This window comes from Bullifex porci, from assembly GCF_009695635.1.
GTDB classification, from domain to species: Bacteria; Spirochaetota; Spirochaetia; order Sphaerochaetales; family Sphaerochaetaceae; genus Bullifex; species Bullifex porci.
Genome location: NZ_VUNN01000002.1, coordinates 188,380 through 199,312 on the forward strand (window position 1 = coordinate 188,380; position 10,933 = coordinate 199,312).

The window sequence follows — 10,933 nt, forward strand, 5'->3', positions numbered from 1 at the left end:
AGTATTATTAATACCATTCAAACGAGATTATTTGTTAAAAAATAGATAAAAAATCTAGAAAATATGAGAATAACGAGATGACTATGTTTGGGGGGACAGTAGCCACAGGCATATATGGAGAAAAAGAAATACTTAAAAGCGATTGGTTTGCACAACGTGTGCTTATGCAATTTGAGAACAAAATGTTTTATGCTCCTGTTGGGTATAAAGAGTTTCTTACACAACTATATGGAGATTACATGACATTGCCGCCAAAAGAAAAACAAGTCAGCCACCATGATAGTAAGGTTTGGTTTAAGTGAAGACAATGAATGAGAAAAGAGCATAGAATAACGCGTTTTTCACTGCAAAAACTTTAATGCTCACACTCACAGGAGGAACGTGCCTCTTTGCGTGTTTACTTTGAATCGGTGTAAATTTATAGAGAATACAGGAAAAAATGATATATCGATATATGGAAGCGGAAACTTATGAGACTAAGATATAGGATAAAAGAGCCATTCCAGTTCTTATCATTTACCTTCTGTCCCAAAACCACTCTGATTGCATGCTTTATTTTCTCTCTGATTGTCATCGCAGCTCTTGTTTTTGCAATGCTCACCATTCCCCAGGATTCAAACTGGTATAACGTCATTTTCGCGTTGACAACTGGAGCTGTCGGTTCTTCAATCGTCTCCTTTGTGATTGAACTCACCAGCAACTACAGACACAACAAACTGGCGTGGTATGAACTGCAGGATTACTACTTTGCAATAACTGAATTCGAGACTCATAAACAGATCAAGATGCAGAATACTCCATTTCAGCGGGCTGAAATTAAAGCACGTGAAGAATTCCGTTCTGCAGGTGGTGTTGAGGAGTTTTATGACGAGGAGCCGAAGGATATCATTCAAATAACATGGGAAGAATTGCCAAAGCTCATTCCAGTCCTTCGAACTGCAATTAATGACAAAAAAGAGTTTTTGAGTGATAAGGAAATTATTGTAATAAGTGCTATACTTGCGGACTACGAGCAGATTAAATTTAGTGTTCGAGATTATATTCTGTTATCCCCAATGACTTATGACGCACTTAATCACCTGGATGAAGAGTATCTAAGAAAGCTATATCCTTCAGTTGTGTTGAAAAACATGCCTGATTGGGTAAGAAATCACCTGGCAAGTACTGAAAGCCAAAAGGCATGCGAATTATATGCTGAGACAATACTTTCTGATTCATTTCTGCTTTCACAAGTAATGAAGGATTATGATGTATCTCAGAATGGCCTTGATGACTACCAGAGTGAGGTAGATGAAGATGAAGAAACCTTTAGAGCAAGAAACGAAGCATATAGTAAACAGATGGAAGAGGAAAACAGGCCATTTGTAAGTTGGCTTTTGAGTAATAGCTGTCAAAATATATCGGAGAGCATTGATAATCTTGAAAAGCTTATTCTAAAGAAACCATTCTACGGAACAAAGCTGAAAATGGATAGAAACTCTGCAAAAGAATCGCTTAATGGAATCGTTGCAAAAATAAGCTACGAAAGTGAAAAGAAGCGATTGGATAGGCTGCTTGCTAAACAAAAAAATGATTCTTCCCTTTAATCCCATACAACTTAACACCTACCATCTTCTCGGTGGTAGTTTTTTTATTCATGAAAAATAAAGACATAAAAGATAAGGAGATATAAGTATATGTCACTATTTGCAGGAAAAACATTGATGATAACCGGTGGAACGGGCAGCTTTGGAAATGTGGTTTTGAACAGGTTCCTATCCACAGATATCGGAGAAATCAGAGTATTCTCTCGTGATGAGAAGAAACAGGACGATATGCGTCACGACTTCCAGGTAAGAATGCCTGAAGTAGCAGACAAGATTAAGTTTTATATCGGGGATGTGAGGGATCTTCAGTCATGTAAAAATGCCATGCATGGTGTAGATTATATTTTTCACGCCGCTGCATTAAAGCAGGTGCCCTCTTGCGAGTTCTTCCCCATGGAAGCGGTGAAAACAAACATTATCGGAACGGATAATGTACTCACTGCAGCAATTGAAGAGGGGGTAGAAGCCGTCATCTGTCTCTCCACAGACAAGGCTGCTTATCCGATTAATGCAATGGGAAAGTCAAAGTCTCTGGAGGAATCTGTAGCTATAGCGAAGAGCCGCACAAGCGGTAAGACAAAGATTTGCTGTACACGCTATGGCAATGTTATGTGCAGTAGAGGATCCGTCATTCCTCTTTGGATTGATCAGATTAAGGCTGGCAACCCTATCACTGTTACTGAGCCGAACATGACAAGATTCATCATGAGCCTCGAGGAGGCTGTAGATTTAGTCCTCTATGCATTTGAGCATGGTGAAAATGGAGATCTGCTCATCATGAAAGCTCCTGCTTGTTCAATAGGTCTTCAGGCAGAAGCTGTGTGCGAGATGTTTGGTGGCAAAAAAGAGGATATCAAGGTAATTGGTATCCGCCATGGCGAGAAGATGTACGAGACTCTTCTCACAAATGAAGAGTGTGCTAAGGCTATCGACCTTGGAGGATTCTACCGTGTTCCTGCTGATAATCGTGGACTGAACTACGATAAGTATTTTAAAGAAGGCGATGCGGAGAGAAATACACTTACCGAATTCAACTCCAATAACACAAAACTCCTCACAAAAGAAGAGATAAAAGCTAAGATGATGGAACTTGCATATATCCAGGAGAGACTGGCTGAAGAATAAAACAGAAAGGGGAATGGGGCAATGAAAAGATTTGTGATATTAGGTGCAGGAGGATATGGTTGAACAGTCAAAGATGTAGCTCATCAATTGGGCTACTCCACCATCGTCCTCGATGATGCTGATTCAGTCCATCCCCTTTCCTCATTCCAATCCTATATCAACTCCTCAACCTCTTTCATCCCTGCCTTCGGATACAATGCCTTACGGATGGAATGGATAAACAGGATAGAGGAAAGCGGTGGACAACTCGCCACTCTTATCCATCCCACTGCTTATATTTCTCCAACTGCTACTATCAACCCGGGAACCGTAATCCTCCCACACGCCATCATTAACACGGATGTTGTTGTGGGAAAGGGTTGCATCATTAACCTTGGAGACATATTTGACCACGGGTGTGTACTGGAAGAAGGAGTACACATCTGCCTCGGTGCAATTGTGAAGGGTGAAAATCGTATAGAACGGTTGAGCAAGATTGAAGCCGGTGAAGTGGTGGAAAGAGGAAGTATAAAATAGAAAATAGAAGAAACAAACCCACCTGTGGCAAAAATCCACAGAGAAAAAGTGGTCAATCGACCACAGGAGGATAGATAAGATGAGTGTTGAACACAATTTTAAATGGAAGAATAACGGTAGAACGAAAGTTATGATCGGCTGCGGGACCAGACCCGAGATAATTCGTTTGGCCGCAGTGATAAAAAGATGCAGGGAGTATTTCGACTGTTGCGTTGTTTATTATAACCAGAACTGGGACAGGAACCTCTCCACGGTATTTTGGGAAGATTTTGAGCTGAAGAATGAAAAGGGAGAATTCGGTCCTGATATTCTCGTTCCAGTCGTTGGAGAAAACCTTGGTGTGACCTGTGGAAATATCCTGGGAAGAAGCTATGAGCTTTTATCTGAGCTCCAGCCGGATGGATATCTGGTACTCGGTGATACCAACTCTTGTCTTTCCGCCATTTCAGCAAAACGCCTTCACATCCCACTCTTCCACATGGAAGCCGGGAACCGCTGTAAGGATGAATGTCTGCCGGAGGAGACAAATAGAAGAATTGTAGACGTGATAAGCGACGTGAACCTCTGCTATTCTGAGTTTGCAAGAAAGTATCTGGCTGACACAGGCCTTCCAAAAGAAAGAACCTACATGACTGGTTCTCCTATGGCTGAAGTGTTAAGGATGAATCTGGAAAAGATTCAGAAGTCTGATGTGCTTGAGAGGTTAGGATTAGAGCCTAATAAATATATATTGTTAAGCGCACACAGAGAAGAGAACATCGATACAGAGAAGAACTTCATCTCTCTTTTCACTGCAATCAATGCGCTGGCTGAAAAGTATGATATGCCGATTCTGTATAGCTGTCATCCACGGTCTAAAAAGAGACTGGAAGCATCAGAATTCAAGCTTGATTCAAGAGTAAGAGTAAATGAACCTCTTGGCTTCAACGACTATAACAAACTTCAGATGAATGCGCTGGCTATTGTATCTGATTCTGGTACTTTACCAGAGGAAAGTTCCTTTTATCTTTCCATCGGCCATCCGATTGCAGCGGTTTGTATCCGTACTTCTACGGAAAGACCTGAAGCGCTTGAAGCTGGTGACTTCATTCTTGCCGGTATTACGACCAATGAACTTCTCAACGCCACAGACATGGCAATTGAGATGAAGCAGAAAGGCGTTCTCGGAAAGCCTTGTCCTGATTATGTCGATGAAACAGTGTCTATGAAGGTTGTCCGCATTATCCAGGGCTATGTGAATGTGGTCAATAAAATGGTGTGGAGAAAAGATTAGAAATAACGAGAGAGGGAAATAGATGAAGATATTGGTTACTGGAGCAAAGGGCATGGTTGGAACAGCTCTTTGTAACAACCTTAAAAATATAAGAGATGGGAAGAATAGAACCCGTCCAGGGATAAAAGTAGAAGAAATCTATGAGTATGATGTGAATTCTACTCCTGAGGAACTTGACGAGTACTGCGCAAAAGCAGACTTTGTATTCAACCTCGCTGGTGTGAACAGACCGGAAAACCCGGAAGAATTCATGAAGGGTAACTTTGGGTTTGCATCACAGCTTCTTGACACACTCAAGAAACACAATAACAAAGCAGGAATTATGTTGTCCTCATCAGTCCAAGCTACTCTTGCTGGAAGATTTGGCAATTCTGAGTATGGTAAAAGCAAGAAGGCAGGAGAGGAATTGTTCTTTGACTACGGTAAGGAAACAGGTGCTCCTGTATTCGTCTATCGCTTCTCCAATCTTATGGGTCATTCCAGACCGAAGTACAACTCCGCCATCTCCACATTCTGCTGGGCGGTTGCAAATGACGAGCCATTCACGGTGAACGACCGTTCCACAGAGCTGGAAGTACTCTATATTGATGACCTTGTAGAAGGAATGTTTGACCTTCTCGAAGGCAAGGAGCAGCACTGCGAGTTTGATGGTGTGGAGACAGTACTCCAAGCAGAAGGAAAATACTGCTGTGTTCCAGTCACACACAAGGTGACATTAGGAGAAATTGTGGACCTACTGAAAGAATTTAAACAGCAGCCTATTTCGCTTCTGATGCCTAAGATTCCTGATGGTTCCTTTGCTAAGAAGCTATTTTCTCTCTATTTGACTTATCTTCCTAAAGAGAAAATGAAGTACAGCCTGAAAATGAATCGTGATGATAGAGGCAGTTTTACGGAACTGGTGCATACCACCGACTGTGGACAGGTATCTATCAATATCTCCAAACCTGGTATTACGAAAGGCCAGCATTGGCATAACTCAAAGTGGGAACAGTTCATTGTTGTTCATGGTCATGGGTTGATTCAGGAAAGAAACATAAATACCGGTGAAATGGTGGAATTTGAAGTCAGTGGAGATAAGATTGAATCTATTTATATGATTCCGGGTTGGACTCATAACATCATTAACTTGTCCGATACAGAAGACCTAGTAACAGTGATGATCTGCAATGAGGTGTTTGATCCAAACCATCCTGATACGTTCTTTGAAAAAGTGTAATTATCGTTCATCTTTTTAATCATAACCAAAAAAACTTCTTTCACTAATAATTAGTAGTAATGCAAATGAATCCTCTCAAAGTGAACTTGCGGCAAGTACAGATTGTAGGGACAATTTTAACAGTAATGATTTAGTAAATAGTTGCTTTGATACGAGATCGGACAGATATTATTGATAAAAATACTGGTGTTTTTCATATTGATAAATTAAATATAAATGTTATCAGAAAGGGTAATTATGAGACTGGTTGAATTAGATAATGTGGAATACAAGCGTATATTGACAAAAATTATTGAAGATATAGATTTGTTTTGTAAAAACAATAACATTAAATATTATATTGAAGGAGGAACTCTTATTGGCGCAGTTAGACATAAGGGTTTTATTCCGTGGGATGATGATATTGATATCATGATGCCAAGAAACGATTATGAAAGATTTATAAATAGTTATAATAGCAATAATAGTCGATATAAGGTTATTTGCATTAACAATTCTCCAAATTACTATTTAGCTTATGCAAAAGTTATAGATACAAGAACTGTACTAAAAGAAGATTGTGATACTGGAATTGAATTGGGAGCATACATAGATGTTTTCCCACATGACAGTTTTGCATCTAAAGAGGATGCAGTAAAAATAAATAGGCAGGTTAAGATTTTTAGAGATATCTTATTAGCAAAGAATATTAGAATTGAAAGATCTAGAAAGTTGTACAAAAATCTAATTCTCATGACAATGAAGACTATAGGTGGTTTTTGGTCAAAAGGTAAGCTTATTAATATAATAAACAATATCTCATCCTCTCAATCAAATAAAGAACCCCAAGTTATGGCTCCTATGGTATCGATGATATATGGAGAACGAAGCATTCTTCCAGTAGATTATTTTGAAAAAACTACATTGGTGGAATTTGAAGGAATAATGTTACCTGCACCTTTTAAATGGCATGAGTTCTTAACTAGTGTGTATGGTGATTATATGAAACTTCCTCCTGAGGAAAAGCGTGTTTCTCACCATGATTTTAAAGTGTGGCTGAAATCTGATAAGGATTAAAGGTGAATGAGAGAATGAAAGTAATAACTTTTGATTATATTGAAAAATTGAACATCAATCCTGAGACCTGTCTGAGATGGGTTTCTGAAATGATAGAAAATAAAAAGAAAGCCCAGCTTCCGCCAAAGATTAGTTTGCACCCTGATGATGGCGTTTTCTGCAATGTTATGCCTTGTATAATTCCAGGAAACGCGGCAGAAAAGTGGGGGGGGGTAAAGGTTGTAAACCGTTATCCTGAAAGAAATCCTAGTTTGGATAGTAAACTACTTTTGCTGGATATGGCTACTGGCGATTATCTGGCTCTAATGGATGCGAATTGGATTACAGCTATGCGAACAGGTGCTGTGGCTACGCATTCAATTAAACTGTTTGCAAAGAATGGTTTTAAGACGTTAGCTGTACTCGGTTTAGGGAATACCGCAAGAGCAACAATGCTCTGTTTTGCACACGCTTTTCCGGATAGAGAATACAAAGTCAAACTTCTGAAATATAAAGGGCAGGAAGTTCTTTTTTCAGAGCGTTTTAGTCAGTACAAGAATCTTCATTTTGAATATGTTGACGATTCCAAATCTCTCATAAAAGAGTCTGATGTTGTCATCTCATGCGTTACATACTTTGCTGATGACATTTGCCCGGATGACTGTTTTGATGAAGGCGTACTTGTTGTCCCGGTACACACAAGAGGATTTACCAATTGCGATCTGTTCTTTGATAAAGTGTATGCCGATGATACTGGCCATGTCTGCCATTTCAAAAACTTTGATAAATTCAAATGTTTTGCTGAAGTATGTGATGTAGTGAATGGAAACGCTGTCGGCAGAGAAAATGACAACGAAAGGATTTTAGCTTACAACATTGGCCTGGCAATCCACGATATCAATTATGCAACTCATATCTTCCAGATGATTCAGAATAAGGAAGGCTTGCTAGATATTGATATGCATGATCCCGTAGACAAGTTCTGGATATAGTATCGGAATTGCGCAGTGTTGCATGGCTAGGAAAAATAAGATGAACATAACAATCGTAGGTGCCGGTAATGTTGGCACACAATTTGCAGTTCACTGCGCAGAGAAGAGGCATAAGGTAACAATCTATGGCTCCAAACCAGAGAGAATAAGTAGAGAACTAACAGTAGTAGATGATAATAATGAAGTCATTCATAGAGGAACTATCGCAAAGGCCACTAACAGTGAAGAGGAAGCTTTCTCAAACGCTGATCTGATATTTGTTACCATGCCAGCGACACTCATGAAGCCCAATGCTGCCAAGATAGAGCCATTTGCCAGACCAGGTATGAAAATCTGCATTGCTCCTGGAACCGGTGGAGGGGAGTGCGCATTCAGAGGATGCATCGAAAAAGGTGCCACTGTGTTCGGCGTACAGAGAGTACCAAGTGTTGCAAGGTTAGTGGAATATGGAAAAACGGTGAGAGCTGTTGGCTATCGTGGGGAAATGTTTGTAGCTGCTCTTCCAAACAGCAAGACGGCGGAATGCAGTAAGCTTATTGAAAGCATATTGGATATAAAAACTTCACCACTTCCCAATTACCTGAACATCACACTCACACCGTCAAATCCAATACTTCATACCACACGGCTGAGAAATCTCTATGGAGATTATCATGAGGGAGTTGTCTATGAGTCCGTTCCGCTGTTCTATGAAGACTGGAATAATGAAACATCCGAGCTTCTGCTGGCGTGTGATGATGAAGTGCAGAGATTGTGTAGAGCCTTAACACAATTTGACCTTTCATATGTGAAGTCTTTAAGAGTCCATTATGAAAGCCCTACAGCAGATGCAATGACAAAAAAGATATCAAGTATTGCCGGATTTAAAGGTCTGACAAGTCCTACGGTTAAGGTTGAAGGTGGATACATACCGGACTTTGACTCCAGATACTTTACTGCTGATTTTTCCTATGGTTTGGCAATATTGATGCAGATTGCAGAATTTGTAGGAATTGATGCTCCAAATATGAGAGAGACATTGGATTGGTATTACGGTCTTGTTGGAAAGAGAGATGAATACCGGTTCTCAGATTTCGGCATCAATAGTTATAAGGAATTCATCGAATTCTATTCAAAATAGGCATCATCACGGATGCTATTTCTTCCCATTATATGAAAGAGAGGTTTTATTTTTATGCAGGCGATTATTCTTGCAGCTGGAATGGGCAAAAGATTAAAAGATTTAACACAAAACAACACTAAATGTATGGTTAAGGTCAATGGTGTGACTTTGATTGACAGGATGCTTCATCAGATTGAAAAACAGCACTTATCCAGAATAGTGATTGTCGTAGGATATGAGGGACAGAAGCTTATTGATTACATAGCTACCCTGGATATCCAGACTCCGATTGTGTATGTGAACAATCCGATTTATGACAAGACAAATAATATTTACTCTTTGGCCCTTGCCAAGGACTGGCTCTGTAAGGAAGATACCCTTCTTTTTGAATCTGATTTGATTTTTGAAGATGCAGTGATTGAAGCTTTGGTAAAAGATCCAAGAGATACTCTTGCCCTTGTAGACAAGTATGAATCCTGGATGGATGGAACCTGTGTCAAGCTGAGCGATGATGATGACATTGAAGCATTTGTACCTGGTAAGAAATTCAAATTCAACGAGATAGACAGCTACTACAAGACAGTCAACATCTATAAATTCAGCAAGCACTTCTCAGAAACCCACTATGTTCCTTTCCTTGATGCATATCAGAGTGCGCTAGGACAGAATGAGTATTATGAGCAGGTGCTTAGAGTCATCACAATGCTGGATGAGCCTGAAATTAAGGCTAAGAGACTCAATGGCCAGCTGTGGTATGAGATTGATGATATTCAGGACCTCGACATCGCAACATCCATGTTTATCCCGGATGAAGACCAGCGCGTTGAACTCTTGTCTGGCAGATACGGTGGCTATTGGAGATACCCACAGTTGATTGACTTCTGCTATCTGGTAAATCCGTATTATCCACCAAAGAAGCTGATGGATGAGATTAAAGCAAGCTTTGAGAAACTGCTTACTCAGTATCCATCAGGTATGAGAGTTAATTCTCTTTTAGCAGCAAAGAATTTTGGTGTTCATCACGAAAACATCCTTGTCGGCAATGGGGCTGCTGAACTTATTAAATCATTGATGAGTGATTTCACAGGAAAGCTTGGCATCATCAGACCTACCTTTGAGGAATACGGTCATCGATACAAAGAAGAAGATATTGTCGCATATTGGCCTAATAATGATGAGTTTAAATATTCCGCTCAGGACATTATGGATTTCTTTAGTGATAAGGATATCAATAATCTTGTCTTAATCAATCCAGACAATCCTTCTGGTAACTACATCGAGAAAAAAGATGTGTTAAGGCTTGTCGAGTGGACAGAGCAGAAAGGAATCAAGTTCCTTGTAGACGAATCCTTTGTTGACTTTGCGGATGAGCTTGATTCCAGCATTATCGTTCAGAAAATCTTGGACAAACATAAGAATCTATATGTGATGAAGAGTATTTCCAAGTCATATGGAGTGCCTGGATTGAGATTAGGAGTATTGGCTTCCGGCGATACTGAAACGATTGCCCGTTTAAAGAAGGATGTGGCAATTTGGAATATCAATTCCTTTGCTGAATTCTATATGCAGATTGAAGAAAAGTATAAGAAGGATTATGTTGTAGCTCTAGAAAAGTTCAGAAAAGAAAGAGCTAGATATTTTAAAGAATTGTCAAATATTCCTGGGCTCAGAGTTATTCCTTCACAGGCAAATTATGTTATGGCTGAAGTGACCACAGGTATGAGTGCTAATGAACTTAATAGAAGACTAATTGTAAAACATAATCTCTTGATCAAGAACCTTGTGGCAAAAATTCAGAAGGATGGTAGACAGTACATCAGATTGGCTGTGAAAACAACAGAAGAGGATAATAAGCTGATTGCTGCAATCAAGGAGGAGCTGTCATATTAAGCTATGAAAAGGGGAGGTTCTATGGGTAAATTATTATTTCAGCCATGCAATATCTTGTTGCCAAAAACTATGCTAAGAGACATGTCAAGACAATTAGTTAAAAATTATCCGAATATTTAAGCTACCTCTTCTATATTAATATTAGGGAAAGTTCCCTGTTTATATACTTCATCTGGTGTTTGATAATCTAAGCTT

General features: G+C 39.6%; 10 protein-coding genes. All 10 read left to right on the plus strand.

Going from position 1 to position 10,933, the window contains the following annotated elements; translation table 11 throughout:
• Positions 1-41: 41 nt before the first annotated feature.
• The 10 genes from FYJ80_RS02200 (at position 42) to FYJ80_RS02245 (ending at position 10,738) form a co-directional block, all read left to right on the plus strand.
• On the plus strand, positions 42-302 hold the full coding sequence (locus tag FYJ80_RS02200; RefSeq protein WP_328596705.1) for a LicD family protein: 261 nt from the start codon (positions 42-44) through the stop codon (positions 300-302).
• Positions 303-470: 168 nt separating this feature from the next.
• Positions 471-1,586, plus strand: coding sequence for a hypothetical protein (locus FYJ80_RS02205; RefSeq protein ID WP_154424489.1), 1,116 nt, complete (start codon positions 471-473; stop codon positions 1,584-1,586).
• Positions 1,587-1,676: 90 nt separating this feature from the next.
• On the plus strand, positions 1,677-2,711 hold the full coding sequence (locus tag FYJ80_RS02210) for a polysaccharide biosynthesis protein (protein ID WP_154424490.1): 1,035 nt from the start codon (positions 1,677-1,679) through the stop codon (positions 2,709-2,711).
• A 207-nt stretch (positions 2,712-2,918) separates the two neighbouring features.
• Complete coding sequence (locus FYJ80_RS02215; RefSeq protein ID WP_154424491.1) at positions 2,919-3,227, plus strand: LbetaH domain-containing protein; 309 nt, start codon at positions 2,919-2,921, stop codon at positions 3,225-3,227.
• A gap of 79 nt (positions 3,228-3,306) precedes the next feature.
• Positions 3,307-4,500, plus strand: coding sequence for a UDP-N-acetyl glucosamine 2-epimerase (locus FYJ80_RS02220; protein WP_154424492.1), 1,194 nt, complete (start codon positions 3,307-3,309; stop codon positions 4,498-4,500).
• Between the two features lie 22 nt (positions 4,501-4,522).
• Positions 4,523-5,719, plus strand: coding sequence for a polysaccharide biosynthesis C-terminal domain-containing protein (locus FYJ80_RS02225; protein WP_154424493.1), 1,197 nt, complete (start codon positions 4,523-4,525; stop codon positions 5,717-5,719).
• Between the two features lie 237 nt (positions 5,720-5,956).
• Entirely contained in the window at positions 5,957-6,775 is an 819-nt protein-coding gene (locus FYJ80_RS02230; RefSeq protein WP_206360924.1) for a LicD family protein, read from the plus strand.
• A gap of 14 nt (positions 6,776-6,789) precedes the next feature.
• On the plus strand, positions 6,790-7,746 hold the full coding sequence (locus FYJ80_RS02235; protein ID WP_154424495.1) for an ornithine cyclodeaminase: 957 nt from the start codon (positions 6,790-6,792) through the stop codon (positions 7,744-7,746).
• A gap of 40 nt (positions 7,747-7,786) precedes the next feature.
• Positions 7,787-8,866, plus strand: coding sequence for an NAD/NADP-dependent octopine/nopaline dehydrogenase family protein (locus FYJ80_RS02240; protein WP_206360925.1), 1,080 nt, complete (start codon positions 7,787-7,789; stop codon positions 8,864-8,866).
• Between the two features lie 54 nt (positions 8,867-8,920).
• Positions 8,921-10,738 carry an aminotransferase class I/II-fold pyridoxal phosphate-dependent enzyme gene (locus tag FYJ80_RS02245; RefSeq protein ID WP_154424497.1) on the plus strand — a complete coding sequence of 606 codons (1,818 nt, stop codon included), beginning with the start codon at positions 8,921-8,923 and terminating at the stop codon, positions 10,736-10,738.
• The last annotated feature ends 195 nt before the right edge of the window (positions 10,739-10,933 follow it).

Excerpts from the sequence above, each read along its gene's own strand:
- FYJ80_RS02220 (WP_154424492.1), top strand. The coding sequence starts at position 3,307 with ATGAGTGTTGAACACAATTTTAAATGGAAGAATAACGGTAGAACGAAA.
- FYJ80_RS02230 (WP_206360924.1), top strand. The coding sequence starts at position 5,957 with ATGAGACTGGTTGAATTAGATAATGTGGAATACAAGCGTATATTGACA.
- FYJ80_RS02215 (WP_154424491.1), top strand. The coding sequence starts at position 2,919 with ATGGAATGGATAAACAGGATAGAGGAAAGCGGTGGACAACTCGCCACT.
- FYJ80_RS02245 (WP_154424497.1), top strand. The coding sequence starts at position 8,921 with ATGCAGGCGATTATTCTTGCAGCTGGAATGGGCAAAAGATTAAAAGAT.
- FYJ80_RS02225 (WP_154424493.1), top strand. The coding sequence starts at position 4,523 with ATGAAGATATTGGTTACTGGAGCAAAGGGCATGGTTGGAACAGCTCTT.
- FYJ80_RS02205 (WP_154424489.1), top strand. The coding sequence starts at position 471 with ATGAGACTAAGATATAGGATAAAAGAGCCATTCCAGTTCTTATCATTT.
- FYJ80_RS02210 (WP_154424490.1), top strand. The coding sequence starts at position 1,677 with ATGTCACTATTTGCAGGAAAAACATTGATGATAACCGGTGGAACGGGC.
- FYJ80_RS02240 (WP_206360925.1), top strand. The coding sequence starts at position 7,787 with ATGAACATAACAATCGTAGGTGCCGGTAATGTTGGCACACAATTTGCA.
- FYJ80_RS02235 (WP_154424495.1), top strand. The coding sequence starts at position 6,790 with ATGAAAGTAATAACTTTTGATTATATTGAAAAATTGAACATCAATCCT.